Annotated in this window: 13 protein-coding genes and 3 pseudogenes; 12 read left to right on the top strand and 4 right to left on the bottom strand. The window is 43.5% G+C overall.

Annotation, left to right across the window (positions count from 1 at the left end; translation table 11 throughout):
• Positions 1-21 precede the first annotated feature (21 nt).
• Positions 22-1,311 (top strand): phosphoribosylglycinamide formyltransferase 2, encoded by a 1,290-nt coding sequence (gene purT / locus TSIB_RS00315; protein WP_012766092.1) that lies wholly within the window; start codon positions 22-24, stop codon positions 1,309-1,311.
• Between the two features lie 129 nt (positions 1,312-1,440).
• Positions 1,441-2,685 (top strand): AAA family ATPase, encoded by a 1,245-nt coding sequence (locus TSIB_RS00310; RefSeq protein ID WP_012766091.1) that lies wholly within the window; start codon positions 1,441-1,443, stop codon positions 2,683-2,685.
• On the opposite strand, the pseudogene purE reads toward TSIB_RS00310, so the two are convergent.
• Positions 2,682-3,112, bottom strand: a pseudogene (purE, locus tag TSIB_RS00305) (5-(carboxyamino)imidazole ribonucleotide mutase). The gene TSIB_RS00310 and the pseudogene purE overlap by 4 nt on opposite strands.
• A gap of 106 nt (positions 3,113-3,218) precedes the next feature.
• Between purE and purD the strand changes: the two are divergent.
• The 8 genes from purD (at position 3,219) to nadC (ending at position 12,012) form a co-directional block, all read left to right on the top strand.
• The gene (gene purD / locus TSIB_RS00300) at positions 3,219-4,514 is read left to right on the top strand and encodes a phosphoribosylamine--glycine ligase (RefSeq protein ID WP_048160096.1); all 1,296 of its coding nucleotides are present in this window, start codon (positions 3,219-3,221) and stop codon (positions 4,512-4,514) included.
• Between the two features lies 1 nt (position 4,515).
• Positions 4,516-5,658, top strand: coding sequence for a formate--phosphoribosylaminoimidazolecarboxamide ligase family protein (locus TSIB_RS00295; RefSeq protein ID WP_048160095.1), 1,143 nt, complete (start codon positions 4,516-4,518; stop codon positions 5,656-5,658).
• Between the two features lie 10 nt (positions 5,659-5,668).
• Positions 5,669-5,914 carry a phosphoribosylformylglycinamidine synthase subunit PurS gene (gene purS / locus TSIB_RS00290; RefSeq protein ID WP_012766088.1) on the top strand — a complete coding sequence of 82 codons (246 nt, stop codon included), beginning with the start codon at positions 5,669-5,671 and terminating at the stop codon, positions 5,912-5,914.
• 1 nt (position 5,915) lies between these two features.
• Positions 5,916-6,584, top strand: a complete 669-nt coding sequence (gene purQ / locus TSIB_RS00285) for a phosphoribosylformylglycinamidine synthase I (protein ID WP_048160094.1) — start codon at positions 5,916-5,918, stop codon at positions 6,582-6,584.
• 5 nt (positions 6,585-6,589) lie between these two features.
• A complete protein-coding gene (purL, locus tag TSIB_RS00280; protein WP_012766086.1) occupies positions 6,590-8,731 on the top strand; it encodes a phosphoribosylformylglycinamidine synthase subunit PurL in 2,142 nt (713 codons plus the stop codon).
• A gap of 99 nt (positions 8,732-8,830) precedes the next feature.
• A complete protein-coding gene (locus TSIB_RS00275) occupies positions 8,831-10,216 on the top strand; it encodes an L-aspartate oxidase (RefSeq protein ID WP_012766085.1) in 1,386 nt (461 codons plus the stop codon).
• Position 10,217: 1 nt separating this feature from the next.
• The gene (nadA, locus tag TSIB_RS00270) at positions 10,218-11,120 is read left to right on the top strand and encodes a quinolinate synthase NadA (protein WP_012766084.1); all 903 of its coding nucleotides are present in this window, start codon (positions 10,218-10,220) and stop codon (positions 11,118-11,120) included.
• Positions 11,121-11,184: 64 nt separating this feature from the next.
• Positions 11,185-12,012 carry a carboxylating nicotinate-nucleotide diphosphorylase gene (gene nadC / locus TSIB_RS00265; protein ID WP_012766083.1) on the top strand — a complete coding sequence of 276 codons (828 nt, stop codon included), beginning with the start codon at positions 11,185-11,187 and terminating at the stop codon, positions 12,010-12,012.
• Here nadC and TSIB_RS00260 read toward each other — a convergent pair.
• The 3 genes and pseudogenes from TSIB_RS00260 to TSIB_RS00255 form a co-directional block, all read right to left on the bottom strand.
• Positions 12,009-13,040, bottom strand: a complete 1,032-nt coding sequence (locus tag TSIB_RS00260) for an MFS transporter (RefSeq protein WP_323145372.1) — start codon at positions 13,038-13,040, stop codon at positions 12,009-12,011. The genes nadC and TSIB_RS00260 overlap by 4 nt on opposite strands.
• A 182-nt stretch (positions 13,041-13,222) precedes the next feature.
• Positions 13,223-13,330 (bottom strand): annotated as a pseudogene (locus tag TSIB_RS10505) (IS6 family transposase); the annotation flags it as partial.
• A gap of 32 nt (positions 13,331-13,362) precedes the next feature.
• Positions 13,363-14,178, bottom strand: a complete 816-nt coding sequence (locus TSIB_RS00255; protein ID WP_012766082.1) for a phosphatase PAP2 family protein — start codon at positions 14,176-14,178, stop codon at positions 13,363-13,365.
• Between the two features lie 42 nt (positions 14,179-14,220).
• Here TSIB_RS00255 and pdxT point away from each other — a divergent pair.
• Positions 14,221-14,719: pseudogene (pdxT, locus tag TSIB_RS00250) on the top strand (pyridoxal 5'-phosphate synthase glutaminase subunit PdxT); the annotation flags it as partial.
• 66 nt (positions 14,720-14,785) lie between these two features.
• On the top strand, positions 14,786-15,787 hold the full coding sequence (locus tag TSIB_RS00245; RefSeq protein WP_012766081.1) for a formate--phosphoribosylaminoimidazolecarboxamide ligase: 1,002 nt from the start codon (positions 14,786-14,788) through the stop codon (positions 15,785-15,787).
• Positions 15,788-15,838: the final 51 nt, after the last annotated feature.

Genomic DNA, 15,838 nt, shown 5'->3' with positions numbered 1-15,838 from the left:
CAATGAATTTAGGTGATACCCATGATAGGTATTAGAGATGAAATTGGAACTCCCTTAACGGATTCTGCTGTCAAGATAATGCTCCTTGGAAGCGGGGAGCTTGGAAAAGAGATAGCCATAGAGGCCCAAAGATTGGGAGTGGAAGTTATCGCAGTTGATCGATATCCAAATGCTCCGGCCATGCAGGTAGCCCATAAGGCCTATGTGGGTAATATGAAGGATAAAGACTTCCTCTGGAGCATTGTGGAGAGAGAAAACCCCGACGCGATAGTGCCAGAAATAGAGGCCATAAACCTTGACGCTCTATTTGAGCTTGAAAAGGAAGGCTACTTTGTTGTCCCAAATGCTAAAGCAACTTGGATCGCAATGCACCGCGAGAGAACGAGGGAGACGCTCGCAAAGGAAGCAAAAGTTCCTACATCGAGATACGCCTACGCAACAACCCTAGATGAGCTTTATGATGCATGTGAAAAGATTGGCTACCCATGTCACACCAAGGCAATAATGAGCTCCAGTGGGAAGGGATCTTACTTTGTCAAAGGCCCTGAAGACATACCAAAGGCATGGGAAGTTGCAAAAAAGAAAGCTCGTGGCAGTGCTGATAAAATAATAGTTGAGGAGCATATAAACTTTGACATTGAAATAACCGAACTGGCAGTGAGGCACTTTGACGAGAACGGAAAGATAGTTACTACTTTCCCAAAGCCAGTCGGCCATTATCAAATTGAAGGAGACTATCACTCAAGCTGGCAGCCGGCCGAAATTTCAGAAAAAGCAGAACGTGAGGTGTATAGAATAGCCAAAGCGATTACCGATGTTCTTGGAGGTCTTGGAATCTTTGGAGTTGAGATGTTCGTCAAAGGGGACAAAGTATGGGCCAACGAAGTCTCTCCAAGACCCCACGACACTGGAATGGTGACCATGGCGTCTCATCCTACCGGCTTCTCCGAATTTGGGCTCCATGTAAGAGCGATTTTGGGACTTCCAATTCCAGCGGTGGAAGAGGAGGGTGTTAGAAAGTTCCCAGTTCTAACGCCGGCTGCAACCCATGTGATCTTGTCAAACCAAGAGGGCTACGCTCCAAAGTTCAGGAACGTTTTTAGAGCATTGAATATTCCAAACACGACCGTTAGGTTCTTTGGAAAGCCCGAAGCGTATATAGGAAGGCGCCTTGGCGTTACCCTTGCATGGGATAGTAACGTTCAAGTGGCAAAGAGGAAGGCAGAGCAAGTTGCCCACATGATAGAGCTCAAAACAAGAAGCGGGGAATGGCAGAGCCAAGATTTCATTAAGGAGAAGCATCTGCTTTGAGTTTGTTTTTCTATTTGAGTTTCCTTCTTATTTCCCAGCAAATCAGCTTCAACATCTTTCCAACCCGCTTTATACGTAGCACCTTTTTCAACCGAAATCCTTAAAAAGATTCTAACCAGAATCATTCTCATGAGAATCATTCCAAGAAGAATTGAAGTTGCACAGTTTGAGAGTGAAGGCTGGAAAATGCTCTATGGAAGAAGGAAGACAGGAAAAACTTTCCTTGTTCAGCACTTCCTTGAATATGATAGATTTTACTTCGTAAATCGGGATGGAACCATACTCGATTTAACATCAGGAAAATACATGAACTACGATGAATTTCGGAGAGAATTCCTTGATCATCTCGGAAAAGAGAAAATCGTAATAGATGAGTTTCACCGCCTTCCAGATGGCTTTCTTGATCTTCTCCACGCTCACTCAACTTTGGATAGCGAGCTTATCCTTATAACTTCGACCCTATGGCTGACAGTGAGAATTCTCTCAATGCGTGAAAGTCCTCTCCTTGGGATATTGCTTCCTATCAAAGTCGGTCTAATCGACGAAAGGGAAATTCTCGTAGAACTGTCGAGGGAAGTCAATGGAAAAGAGCTTATTGAAGCTTCAACGTACCTCCGTGAGCCGATGCTTGTGCCTTCTTATAAGCCACCGCTCAGAGAGTTCCTAACTGATTACCTACACTCATCGGGCCCAATTATCAAGGATATCATAGGAGAAACCTTCACTGAAGAGGAAATTTTCTTCTCTGAGGTTTACCAAGGTGTTCTCCATTCTATAGCAGACGGAAAATCAAAAAGCGGCGAAATTGGAAGCTACCTACTTTCCAAAGGGTTAATCGAATCCCCTTCCAGCATCCAGAAGTATCTTAGAGTATTGTCCTCGATGGAGTTCATAAAGAAAAAGCCAATCCATGGAAAGAAAAGGCGCTTCCGCTACTCAATAGCATCTCCCCTCCTCGACCTTCACTTCTACCTTGAGGCAAAGTACGCCTACACCGAGCTTGAGACACCCAAAGAGTTCATCAGGAAAGCCGTTGATGAAAAGGTTCCAAGGCATGTTGAAAGCTTCATTGAGAGCCTTCTGGCTAAGACTTATGGTTTAAGACCGGTGAAAGTTGAGCTCCCAGCTCTTGAACTTGATATCGCGTTAATGGGCTTCAGCAAACTTGAGCTGGTAGGAGAGGTCAAGTGGAGAAGCAGGGTTAAGCGTGAAGAAGTGAAAAAAATTGAAGAGAAGCTTTCTAAATTCAAGTGCAGGAAAGTTCTTGTTGTTCCATCTGAAGACGCCCTCGAAAGAGAACCTAAAACGATTGAGGTATTAACTCCCGAAGATCTCCTAGAAATTGCAAAAAGAAGCTTGGAAGCACTTGTTTAACTCCGTATCCTTTCCTTGTATTTCTCAAGCTTTTGCTTAAGTTCCTCATCTTTTAGTGCCAAAATCTCAATGGCAAGCAGTGCTGCGTTCTTTCCATTGTCTATCCCCACAGCAACTACCGGGACTCCCGGAGGCATTTGGGTAATGCTCAAGAGAGCATCCAAACCGCCGAGCTTTGCTGAAACGGGAACTCCTATCACAGGCTTAGTCGTATGAGCCGCTATCATTCCTGGTAAGGCGGCGCTTAAACCAGCTATGGCAATAAAGACATCGTAGTCTTTCTTTGCTAATTCCTCAACTTTTTCGGGTTTCTATGGGCAGATGCCACTTCTACATCATAGCTAACTCCGAAGTCACCAGGCACTTTCGTAACCTTCTCCGCAATGTGAGAATCACTCTTGCTTCCCATCACTACAAGCACCTTCATAACACCACCGGATTTCTCTGGGAAGTTTACCCTTATAAATTTTGTCATTTAGATGTCAAAATAAAGCTTAAAAACAAAGAATTTTAACAAATTCATGGTGAAGATTATGCGCGTTTTACTCGTGGGTGGGGGAGGAAGAGAGAACGCAATCGCCGAGGCTCTTTCAACGGATGCAGAGCTTTATGTAGTCGCAAAACATAAAAATCCCGGGATTAAAAGAATTACAAAGGAATATGGCCTTACTAAAGAGACTGATGTTCAAAAAGTCCTCGATTTTGCTCTGAAGTGGAATGTTGATATGGCCTTTATTGGCCCAGAATCTCCTCTGGAGAAAGGAATCGTTGATGTTCTTGAAGAAAATGGCATCCCAACAGTTGGCCCTTCAAAAGAAGCAGCTCAACTTGAAACAAACAAAGCCTTTGCAAGACAAATAATGGAGAAATACAAAATTCCGGGAAGGAAATTGTTCAAAGTTTTCGATGACGTTGCTGAAATGAAAACATGGATAGATGAGTTTGGAAAACCAGTTGTTGTTAAACCCCTTGGACTTACCGGGGGCAAAGGAGTTAAAGTCGTCGGGTACCAGCTCAAAGACAATGAAGAGGCAAAGGAATATGCAAAGGCCTTGATAGAGAAGGATGGGAAAGTCCTCGTTGAGGAAAGAACTGATGGCGTGGAGTTCACCTTCCAGGTTTTCACAGATGGAAAGAAAGTTATTCCAATGCCTCTGGCTCAAGACTACCCCCATGCGTATGAGGGTGATGTGGGCCCAATAACCGGCGGAATGGGCTCTTATTCTTGTGAGGATCATTTACTGCCATTTATACCAAGAGAAGATTATCACAAAGCTCTTGAGACTCTGAAAAAAACAGTTAAAGCTATGTATAAAGAGGGAACTCCTTACAAAGGTATTCTATATGGCCAGTTTATGCTTGCAAACGATGAGCCAAAGATTATAGAGTTTAATGCCCGTTTTGGGGATCCAGAGGCCATGAACGTTCTACCAATTTTGAGAACTTCTCTTGTAGAGATTGGAGAGAGCATCATCGATGGCGATCTAAAGACAGCGAAGTTTGAGAAAAAAGCTACTGTTGTGAAGTATGTAGCGCCCAAAGGTTATCCCACTGATCCAATAAAGGGGGTTAAAGTTCAAATCAGCGAGGATAAAATCAAAAAAGAAGGGGCTAAGATCTACTATGCCTCGATAGATGAAGACTTCACAATGCTTGGTTCAAGAGCATTGGCCATTGTGGGAATATCCGATTCTTTAGAGGAGGCTGAAAAAATAGCCTCTGCAGGGATAAAACATGTTAAGGGCGAAATTTTCTACCGCGCTGATGTAGGAACTAAAGAGAGCATCGTAAAAAGGATTGAACTTATGAAAGCAATTAGAGGTGAGTGAAATGATTGAAAGAGAGCAGATCCTGGAAGTTTTGAAGAATTATGATAAAGAGAACATAATTATTGGGGCGATTGGGAGCCACTCTGCCCTTGACATAGCAGATGGAGCCAAGGTCGAAGGCTTCAAAACTATTATTGTTTCCCAAAAGGGAAGACACAGGACATATGCTGAGTATTTTAAGCAAAAAACAACAAAAGATGGCTTAGCAAAGGGATTTATTGATGAGGTAATAGTTTTGGAGAAGTTCGCCCAAATCATTGAGATTCAAGAGGAACTGAGGAAGAAAAACGTCATCTTTATCCCGAACCGCTCCTTCGTGGTTTATACAGGCATTGATAAAGTTGAAAACGAATTTCTGGTGCCGCTCTTTGGAAGCAGGAACCTATTAAGGAGCGAGGAGAGGAGCGAAGAAAAAAGCTACTACTGGCTTTTGGAAAAAGCCGGACTTCCCTATCCCGAGCCTGTTAAGCCGGAAGAAATTGATGACGTTGGCCTTGTGATTGTTAAGCTCCCTCACGCAAAGAAGAGGCTCGAGAGAGGTTTCTTCACTGCTGCAAGCTACAAAGAGTTTAAAGAGAAGGCTGAAAGGCTTATGAAACTCGGCGTAATCACTGAGGAAGATTTGAACAAAGCAAGGATTGAACGCTATATTATAGGACCGGTATTCAACTTTGACTTCTTCTATTCGCCGATAGATGGGGATATTGAGCTCCTTGGAATAGACTGGCGCTTTGAGACAAGTTTGGATGGCCATGTTAGATTGCCAGCTCCACAGCAGCTGACTTTGCCCGAGCATCAGTTTGAACCTGAGTACACTGTTTGTGGTCATGCAAGTTCCACTCTTAGAGAGTCCCTCCTGGAGAAAGTCTTCGATATGGCCGAGCGCTACGTAGAGGCTACAAAGAAGTACTACTCACCCGGTGTTATTGGGCCCTTCACGCTTCAAACGACCGTTGATAAGGATTTGAACTTCTATATCTATGATGTTGCTCCAAGAACCGGAGGAGGAACAAACATTCACATGGCAATGGGCCACCCCTATGGAAACGCTCTCTGGAGGAAACAGATGAGCACTGGAAGGAGGATTGCGCTTGAAATTAAGAGAGCAATCGAGCTGGGTGAGCTTGAAAAGGTTGTTACATGAGGTGATGACCATGAAATATAAGGCAAAAATTATTGTCCATCTAAAGGAAGGATTGAACGATCCTGAAGGGAGAGTTATTGGAAAGGCACTCAAAAATTTGGGCTATAAAATTGGTGAGTTGAAGGTTCCAAAGTACTTTGAACTCACTTTTGAAAGTGAAAATCCTGAAAAAGACGTAGAAGAGATGTGTCGTCGTTTGCTCGCGAACCCTGTCATACATACATATTCTTATGAGATAGAACGCTTAGGTGAGTGAGATGCCCAAGTTTGCCGTTATAGTATTCCCAGGGACAAACTGCGACTTTGAGACCGTTGAAGCAATTAAAAAAGCCGGTGGAAAAGCGGAGAGGGTCTGGTATAAGTCATCCCTCAAAGACTTTGACGGCGTGGTTTTGCCAGGAGGCTTTAGCTATGCAGATTATTTGAGAGCCGGAGCAATAAGCGCGAGGGCAGAGATAATGGAGGAAGTTAAAGCTCTCGCCAGTGAGGACAAACCAATTTTAGGAATTTGCAACGGATTTCAAATCTTAACCGAAAGCGGCCTTTTGCCCGGAGCATTAAGACCAAACAAGGTTCCAAGGTTTCTATGCAAGTGGGTTTACCTTAGAGTTAACGATACCCAAACAGCGTTTACCAAATTCTATGAAGAAGGAGAAGTCATTAGAATGCCAATAGCCCATGCTGAAGGGAATTACTATACCGATTCTCCGAAAGTTAGAATTGTCTTCCAGTACAGCGATGAAAAAGGAAAGATAACGGAAGATGCAAATCCAAATGGTTCTATCTTGAACATCGCCGGAATAAGCAATGAAAAGGGGAACGTTCTCGGCATGATGCCCCATCCAGAGAGAGCGAGCGACAAATGGCTCGGGAGCGAGGATGGATTAAAGGTGTTCAAGTCAATGGTAGAATACGTTAGGAGGTGATTCTCATGTTTCCTCACGAGGAAAAGCTAATAAAAGAGAGGCTTGGCAGGGAACCGAACGAAGTTGAAAAGGCCATGCTTGAGGTCATGTGGAGCGAGCATGCTTCCTATAAATCAAGCAGAAAATGGCTCAAGCTTTTGCCGACAGAAAATGAGCACGTTATTTTGGGCCCAGGAGAAGATGCGGGTGTTGTGAAGTTTGATGATAACACCGCAATAGTCGTTGGAATAGAGAGTCACAATCATCCCTCAGCTGTTGAGCCCTACGGTGGAGCGGCCACTGGAGTTGGCGGAATCGTAAGAGATATCCTCTGTATGGGGGCAAGACCAATAGCTCTGCTCGACCCCATACGCTTCGGGCCCCTTGGGAAAGAGCGCAACCGCTATCTCTTTGAGTATGTTGTTAAGGGAATAGCTGATTATGGGAACAGAATAGGTGTCCCAACAGTTGGAGGGGAAACGGAATTTGATGAAAGCCTTGACAACTACACACTTGTGAATGTGGCATGCATTGGTTTAATGAGGCCTGAAGAGCTTGTGCACAGTTATGTTGAGGAGAGCGGTCTGCTTTTGGTTTTGGTGGGAAACAAAACAGGAAGAGATGGAATTCATGGAGTTACATTTGCGAGCGAAGAGCTAAGCGAGAATGCGGAAGAGGAAGACCGTTCTGCGGTGCAAATTCCCGACCCCTTTACGGAGAAGCTGTTGATTGAAGCAACTCTTGAAGCAGTGCACACAGGTAAGGTAAAAGCTCTTAAAGATCTCGGCGGTGGTGGTTTAACGTGTGCTTCGTCGGAAATGGCTGGAAAGAAGGGCTTTGGTGCAGTAATCTATGCAGACAGAGTACCCCAAAGAGAGCCGAACATGAATCCTATGGAAATCATGATTTCAGAAAGCCAAGAAAGAATGCTTTTTGCCGTTAGAAAGGAGGACTTAAATGAAATCACAAAAATCTTTGAGAAATATGATCTTGAATGGACTGTAGTAGGTGAAACCATAGAAGAACCTCGATACATTGTTTACTGGAATGACGAAAAAATAGCAGACCTTCCTATAGATCTCCTGGCAGACGTTCCCATAATAGAGTGGGAAGCTAAATCATATGATATTGAAAAGGATGTACAAACACCAGAAATCAGCATTGAAGAGGCCCTCCTTGAGGTTCTCTCAAGCCCGAACATAGTAAGCAAAGCATGGATATGGCAACAGTATGACCATGAAGTTCAAGGGAGGACGGTCTTAAAACCTGGCCTTGATGCAACAGTTCTCAAGATAAACGATGAACATGGTTTGGCCTTCGTGAGCGATGGAAATCCCTCCTATTCTCACTTAAATCCATATCACGGAGCAATGAGCGCTGTTGCTGAGGTGGTAAGAAACCTCGCTAGTGTTGGAGCAAGGCCCCTAGCACTCGTAGACAACCTTAACTTTGCCTCACCTGAAAGGCCCGAAGTTTACTGGAGCTTCATAGAAACCATTAAAGGATTGGCTGATGCAGCGAAAGCTTTTGGTCTAGCCTATGTCAGTGGGAACGTTAGTTTCTACAATGAGGTAGGAAAAAAACCCATAAAACCAACACCAGTTGTTGCTGGTCTCGGAAAAGTGAAGCTTGAAAACATTACAACAATGGACTTCAAAGACAAAGGCGATTTAATAGCGGTAGTGGGAACCACTAAAAAAGAGCTTGGAGGAAGTGAGCTTTACAGAATTTTTGGCATTAACAAGGGGATTGCCCCGAGAGTCGACCTTGAAAGGGAGAAACAAAATGTTGAAGGTATTTTGAAAGCAATCGAGCTCAAGCTTGTCAAAGCTGTTCATGATGTAAGTAAAGGAGGACTGGCCATTGCACTTATAGAAATGGCAATTTCAGGGAATAAGGGATTCGAAGTGGACATAGAGAAGGTTCCAGCAGAGGGCGGGCTTTCTCCTCTAGAGGTGCTCTTTTCAGAAAGTCATGGCCGCTTTTTGATAAGCTTTGAAGAAAAGAACCTTGAAAAGATCAAGGCCATCTTTGATGAGTTCGCCGTTATTGGAAGGGTAGCAGAAGAAATGCTCATATTCAAGCATGAAAACAAAGAGGTCATAAATTCAGACTTAAGGCAGGTTAAAGCACTTTACAACTCACTTCCTAGTATTCTAGGAGAGTGAGACTTTTTTAAATTTTATACTCCCTATTTTACGGATTTTTAGACTGCATTCAACAAAAAGTTTTAAAACAGTCTCCCGAACAAATGTTCGGGGAGGGTCTTGAAGGTAGGAATAATCGGAAATGGAACAGCAGGATTAACAGCGGCCATATCTCTTGCAAAAAAGGGAAACGAGGTTTATATTGTCGGAGACACCATAAAAAAGACGAACTCTTACTTGGCCCAAGCAGGAATAGCTTTTCCAATCCTAGATGAGGACTCTATAAGAAAACATGTTCTGGACACAATTAACGCTGGTAGGCATTTAAATAACGAAGAAACTGTCTGGAGTGTCATTTCAAAATCGAGCGAGGCCTATGATTTTTTGCTTTCACTTGGGTTAGAATTTGAGGGAAACGAAATTGAAGGGGGGCATAGTTTTCCAAGGGTTTTCACAATTAAAAACGAAACCGGAAAACATATAATAAAGCTACTCTATATGAGAGCCAAAGAATTGGGCGTTCAATTCATCAAAGGACTTGCAGAATCAGTGGCTATCAAAAATAAAAAGTGTTATGGTGTGTTTCTCGATGGGGAGTTCTTAAAATTTGATGCCACAGTTTTGGCAACCGGGGGTTATACAGCATTATTCAAATACACAGCTGGTTCCCCTCTTAACTTGGGCACACTGATTGGAGATACCGTTATGAAGGGAGCACTGGCGAGAGATTTAGAATTTGTTCAGTTCCATCCCACTGGATTCATAGGAAAAAATGGAATAAAACTCATAAGTGAAGCAGTAAGAGGAGCAGGGGCGAAGTTAATCAACTCGGATGGTGAGAGGTTTATCAACGAACTTGAGCCAAGGGATATCGTTGCAAGGGCCATTTATATGCAAACCCAAGAGGGGAAAGAGGTCTATTTAGATGCCACTGATATAGAGGATTTCAAATCGAGATTTCCTCAGATATATGCCTTTCTCAAACAAGAGAACATAAACCCGAAAAGAGATATGATACCAATCTCTCCAATAGCTCACTACTCAATCGGGGGCCTAAGTGTTGACACTTATTACAGAACCAACGTCGAAAACTTGTATGCCATTGGAGAAGCGGCCGATAATGGATTTCATGGAGCGAACAGGTTGGCAAGTAATTCACTCTTAGAGTGCATTGTAAGCGGGCTTGAAGTTTCAAGGACCATTTTTAGAGAGAGACCAAAACTCAGAGAAAATATAGAGCCACTAAATACTAGTCAAGAAGCCGGGGATGTAGAGCAGATTAGAGAAGTGCTTTGGAAACATGCGGGAATTGTAAGAAGTGGAGAAAAACTCAAAGAGGGTATTAAAAAGCTTAAAAACATTGAAGCAGATAAGAGAATTAAATGCCTCGCAGAAGGCATTCTAAAGAGTGCCTTATGGAGAGAAGAGAGTAGAGGTGTGCACTATAGAGTAGATTTTCCATTCACAAGAGAGGAGTTTAAAACCCCCAGCTTTTGGAGGTGTTAACATGAATTTAGTTGAAGAGATCATGAGACTTAAAGAGGAAAAGAATGCAATAATATTGGCTCACAATTATCAGCTACCTGAGATACAAGATATAGCCGACTTTTTAGGGGATAGTCTTGAATTGGCTAGAAAGGCTGTAAATGTGGATGCGGATATTATAGTCTTTGCTGGCGTTGATTTTATGGCCGAAACTGCTAAAATCTTAAACCCCGAAAAGAAAGTTCTTCTTCCAACTAAGAGAGCCACATGCGCAATGGCAAACATGCTTAAAGTTGATCACATCCTCGAAGCCAAAAAGAAACATCCAAATGCTCCCGTTGTGCTTTATGTAAACACGACCGCCGAAAGCAAAGCTTATGCAGACGTGACTGTTACATCAGCAAATGCCGAGAAAATCATTGCAAAACTCGATGCTGAGACAATAATTTTCGGCCCAGATAACAATCTCGCCTATTATGTTGCAAATCGGACTGGAAAAAGGATTATCCCAATCCCAGAAGGGGGCCATTGCTATGTTCACAGGAAGTTCACCCTTAAGGACGTTGAGAGAGCAAGGGGGCTCTATCCCAATGCAAAGTTAATGGTTCACCCCGAGTGCAACCCAGAGGTTCAAGAGAAAGCCGATTTAATAGTCTCAACTGGCGGAATGGTTAGAAACGCCTGTCAGCATGATGAGTGGGTTGTCTTCACTGAAAAGGAAATGGTTTATAGGTTGCAAAAGCTCTATCCAGACAAAAAGTTCTATCCTGCAATTGAGGATGCCTTCTGCATTGGAATGAAATCAATTACACTCAAACACCTCTACGAGGCCCTTAGAGATGAGAAATATGAAGTTGATGTACCAGAAGAAATAGCACACAGGGCTAGAAAGGCCATCGAGAGAATGTTGGAGATGAGCAGGTAATTAAATAAGGAGATAAACTTTTCTACTTTCTTTACCTCTTAACTGAACAAGGTGGTGATGAAAAATGATTCCCCTTTCATACCTCCTCCGCTTCCTAGAGGAAGACACTCCCTTCGGTGATGTCACGAGTGAAGCTGTTATTCCCGAGGATTTGGAGGCAGAGGCTGTAATTTTAGCAAAGCAGGATGGGGTTATAGCGGGCTTGGAGGAAGCGAAAGCCCTCTTTGAGCACTTCGGCGTTAAAGTTGAGCTTAAAGTTAAGGACGGAGATGAAGTGAAAAAGGGAACTGTAGTTATAAACCTCAAGGGCAATGCAAGAAAGATTTTGCTGGTGGAAAGGACAGCACTAAACATCATAGGAAGAATGAGTGGCATAGCAACCCAAACTAGAAAGCTTGTTGGAAAAGTTAGGGCTGTTAACCCCAAAGTCAGGGTGGCAGGCACAAGAAAAACCCTCTTAAAGCCCTTAGACAAGAAGGCAATACTCATAGGAAATGGTGAACCCCACAGATTCAGCTTAAGCGATGCCATACTTATAAAAGATAACCATTTGGCATTAGTGCCGCTTGAAGAGGCCATTAAGCGGGCAAAAGCCTTTTCAGCTTATAAGATCGTTGAGGTCGAGGTGGAAAGCCTAGAAGATGCACTAAAAGCTGCCAAAGCAGGGGCTGATGTAATAATGCTCGATAACATGACACCAGGACAAATCAAGGAAGTCCTTGAAGCTTTAAAGCGTGACAGGCTCAGGGATAAAGTCAAAATTGAAGTGAGCGGTGGCATAACTGAAGAAAATATCCAGGATTATGCAAAGCTCGATATCGACGTTATAAGCCTCGGGGCTTTAACTCACAGTGTGAAGAACTTTGATGTCAGCTTGGAAATTCTTCATTAGTCCTTTTTCCTTTCCAGCAAAATTAAAAGCACCGAGAATGGAGCAAAGATTAGGAGGGACAGCCTAACCGAGATTTCTCCAATATTCACATCTCCGAAGATTCCATAGGCGAAGCCAAAGAGGAGCTGACCGAGGGTAGTCCCTAAGTTTGAAACAGCGTTCAGCCCACCAATGGATGCAGAGATTCTTGATGCCTTCATGGCCAAGAGCTTTCTTACGAGAGGCCTAAATGTGTGTATAGCAAATAAGGCCATGACCAAAGCTGGGAATACTGTATAAGGAGTTTTAATTGCGGCTAGAATTGGAGAAAGCGCTGCCAAAATCACTGCAAATCTAAGCACTCTCTCCTCTTTTCCAATATCGGCGAGCCATGAAGGAGCATATGCTAAGAGAGCACCAATTAACGAGGATAATCCAATGAGTGTAGCTGCGTTACCCTTTTCTATGCCCAACGCTTCGGCAACGTAGACATATGTTATGTCGCCGGAAGAGAAGGCTATCGTGAAGAAGAAAAGTCCGCTTAAAGCTAAGATTTTCTTTGCATCAAATGGGGCAGAGGCATTTTGGGTTCTTTTAGGCACAACCCACTTATAGAGGACATAATATGCTGTGAGCATCAGCAGGGAGGTTACAACGAAGGACAGCGATGCCAAGAGCATTTGAGCTTTTATGCCCAAGTCTATGGTGAGGGCGTAGGTGTAGTTTCCGAGGAACGCGGCAAAGTTCCCAAAGAGGAAGTATAAAGCGGTTACTCTTCCTTTGAGCTCTTTGGGTGAAGATATGACTATTACAAACTGAGCTATGGGCCAGGAGAGGCCGTTTAAAACGCCGTTCAAAAGCTTAATTCCAACAACCTGCACCCAAGAGTTCGTTAGGGCGTATAGGGGCATTACGAATGCGTTCCCAAACATCGCTAAAGCCCCTAAAAAGACCAACTCCTTCTTTTTCTCGAGGAGTGACCCACCAATTACAGAGGAAAAGGCTCGAGAGAGTACAAAAGCTATGGAAATTAATGAGATTGAAATCATTGAAGCGTTCAATACATCGCGTGTATAAAAGCCACAGCTGGAGTGGCCAATCTAAAGCCGATTGTACCTGTGAATGCCGATGCTATGAGTAAAGTTATGCCTAAAGTTTGTTTCCTCATTTTTACCAAGCATATTTGAAAGTATGAGATGTTAAAAAGGTATTTGTCCTATTTTAGGTACTTTCAGGATAACTTTGGCATCGCCTCCTGAAACCATTCAGTAATATCAGCAAGCGGCCCACCAAACTGAGAATGAACCCTAACAAAATTATACCAGAATTTTTGGAGAAAATAAAGACCAGCGAGGGGGTTATAAGCTTTTCTCAGGGAGCACCGAGGAGTCCCCTGAAGATGGCCAAGACCCTGGCGGGATCGGTCGCCACTATCAGGACTATAACCACGAGGAAGAGGTTGAAGACTGTGATCCTCTGGAGCGAGGAAACCTCCCACTTGTATACGACCTCGGATATCATTGTGCTCCATTCCCAGGAGACCTTTGACACTGCAATGCCGAGGAAAAAGCCGACAATGACATCGTAGATCCAATGGTGCCCCAGGAACACCGTTGCGAACGATATAAGGCTGTTTGTGAGTATTAGAACCTTTCCACCGAGCCGGTTCCTGTATTTCCACAGAGTGATTATGTTTATCATAATGAACGTGTTGTGGAGGGAGGGGAGGACGAATTCCTGCCTCGTCAGGAGGGTATTACTGGAAGTGTAGCCGGGCAGGTTGTAGACTATATGCGGGGCGTGGATGTGGGCTATCAGGTATACTAGGCCCGCAACAGCATACGCCAGCAGATATCGGGCAAGCAGCCGGTCAGACGCCTCTAGATCCCTCATATACAGCAGGAGGTAAGCAATCATAAGGGCTATGGAACCAGCGAAGCCGAGATAATACACAACGGTGAAGAATGTGTGGATGGGCGGCACACCCTTAATGAACTCCACCAAGCCAACGACCAAATCCCTCGACGTGAGAGGGAGCTTGAGAAACTGTGGTGTCAAGTCTACACTCCAGAGGCCAATGATTCCGTACAGAACCCCAAAGGCTATCCACCCAAAGGAACTCAAGAAAAAGGCATTGAGCCTCAAGAGCACCTTTGGATCCTGAAGAGAGCGCTGAAGCAAGTTCATAACTTTTACCTCTAAGTAGTAAAACTTTTAATTATCCGGTTTTGGATACACTATCACTATCAACTCCAACTCTTAAAAACCTTGTGCCCAATTATTGCGGGTGGGGAGGTTACAATCATATCTCGGCTAATGCAGAAAAACGATCTCTTTGAGTTAGTTAAGAAGCTTGGTAAAGAGGGATTTCCAATAATGGGAGCATGTGCCGGCTTGATAATCCTCTCCAAAGAGGTAATAGGAGCCACCCTGGAGCAAAAAATCCTAAAGTTCCTTGACATTAAGGTCAACAGAAACGCTTACGAGAGATAGGTTGACAGTTTTGAGGCAGCATTGAAGCTGACATTTAGTTCTAAACCACTTAATGGCGTCTTCATATGCACTCCAAGAATTGTTGAACTGCTGAGCAACAAGGTAAAGTCCATAGCATGGCTTGGGGGACAGAGTAGTGAGCGTAGAACAAGGGACCTTAATCAGATTCGAGTTCCATCCAGAGTTTACTGACGATACAAGACTCCACGAGTACTTTCTTGGAAAGGTCATCTAACTTTAACATTTTTATGTAAAAATAAACCTTAAAAACAATTGATTTTTACATTTTCTTGGTGATAAAATGGAATTTAAAATTGCCACTTATGCTTCTCACTCGGCCCTTCAGATACTTCATGGTGCAAAGCAGGAAGGATTTAAGACACTTGCCTTTGGTAAAGAAAAGGTTAGACCACTCTATACAAAGTATTTCCCTGTTGCAGACGATTTTATTCCCAACGAATACCCCGAAGAGGAGTTACTTAAAAAGAAAGCAATAATAATCCCTACGGGTTCCTTTGTGGCCTATCTGGGAATTGAAAAAGTCGAATGCATGAAGGCCATGTATTATGGAAACAAAAAAGTCCTCAGGTGGGAGAGTGATAGAAAACTTGAGAGAAAATGGCTTTTAGAAGCAAAGATAAGGATTCCAGAAGTTATTGAAGATCCGGATGATATAGATAGGCCTGTGATAGTAAAGCCCCATGGCGCTAAAGGGGGGAGGGGATACTTTATGGCAAAAACACCCAAAGAATTCTGGGAAAGGGCCTCAAATCTGGGGGTTAAGAATAAAGAAGACTTAAAAGAAGTTCAGATACAAGAGTACGTCATAGGAGTTCCCGTTTATCCCCACTTTTTCTACTCAAAACTTAATGGGGAGCTTGAGCTCATGAGTGTTGATAGAAGATACGAAAGCAATGCAGATGCAATAGGCAGAATAAGTGCTGAACAGCAACTTAAAATCGGAGTAGGGCCGAGTTATACAGTTGTGGGGAACATTCCAATAGTGCTTAGGGAAAGTCTGCTCATGGGCATTATCGAAGCTGGAGAGAACGTGATAAGGGCTTCAGAGAAACTTATGGGCGGCTTATGGGGCCCGTTCTGTCTTGAGGGTGTGATTACTGAAGATATGGAATTCGTGGTTTTTGAAATCTCAGCGAGAATTGTAGCTGGAACCAATCCCTTCATAAACGGCTCGCCTTACACATGGATCAAATACAGTGAACCAATGAGCACCGGAAGGAGGATTGCCAGAGAAATAAAGCAGGCAATTGAGGAAGAAAGGCTTGATGAGATTTTAACCTAACTTCCTTTTCTTTTCCTGAGACTTCTCCTCTTCTGAAAGGTGAGGCTTTCA

Origin of the sequence: Thermococcus sibiricus MM 739 (genome assembly GCF_000022545.1) — an archaeon.
Lineage (GTDB): Archaea > Methanobacteriota_B > Thermococci > Thermococcales > Thermococcaceae > Thermococcus_A > Thermococcus_A sibiricus.
The sequence above is the reverse complement of the archived record's forward strand: the minus strand, read 5'-3'. Positions and strand labels throughout refer to the sequence as shown.

Excerpts from the sequence above, each read along its gene's own strand:
- purT (WP_012766092.1), top strand. The coding sequence starts at position 22 with ATGATAGGTATTAGAGATGAAATTGGAACTCCCTTAACGGATTCTGCT.
- TSIB_RS00310 (WP_012766091.1), top strand. The coding sequence starts at position 1,441 with ATGAGAATCATTCCAAGAAGAATTGAAGTTGCACAGTTTGAGAGTGAA.
- purD (WP_048160096.1), top strand. The coding sequence starts at position 3,219 with ATGCGCGTTTTACTCGTGGGTGGGGGAGGAAGAGAGAACGCAATCGCC.
- TSIB_RS00295 (WP_048160095.1), top strand. The coding sequence starts at position 4,516 with ATGATTGAAAGAGAGCAGATCCTGGAAGTTTTGAAGAATTATGATAAA.
- purS (WP_012766088.1), top strand. The coding sequence starts at position 5,669 with ATGAAATATAAGGCAAAAATTATTGTCCATCTAAAGGAAGGATTGAAC.
- purQ (WP_048160094.1), top strand. The coding sequence starts at position 5,916 with ATGCCCAAGTTTGCCGTTATAGTATTCCCAGGGACAAACTGCGACTTT.
- purL (WP_012766086.1), top strand. The coding sequence starts at position 6,590 with ATGTTTCCTCACGAGGAAAAGCTAATAAAAGAGAGGCTTGGCAGGGAA.
- nadA (WP_012766084.1), top strand. The coding sequence starts at position 10,218 with ATGAATTTAGTTGAAGAGATCATGAGACTTAAAGAGGAAAAGAATGCA.
- nadC (WP_012766083.1), top strand. The coding sequence starts at position 11,185 with ATGATTCCCCTTTCATACCTCCTCCGCTTCCTAGAGGAAGACACTCCC.
- TSIB_RS00260 (WP_323145372.1), bottom strand. The coding sequence starts at position 13,040 with ATGATTTCAATCTCATTAATTTCCATAGCTTTTGTACTCTCTCGAGCC.
- TSIB_RS00255 (WP_012766082.1), bottom strand. The coding sequence starts at position 14,178 with ATGAACTTGCTTCAGCGCTCTCTTCAGGATCCAAAGGTGCTCTTGAGG.
- TSIB_RS00245 (WP_012766081.1), top strand. The coding sequence starts at position 14,786 with ATGGAATTTAAAATTGCCACTTATGCTTCTCACTCGGCCCTTCAGATA.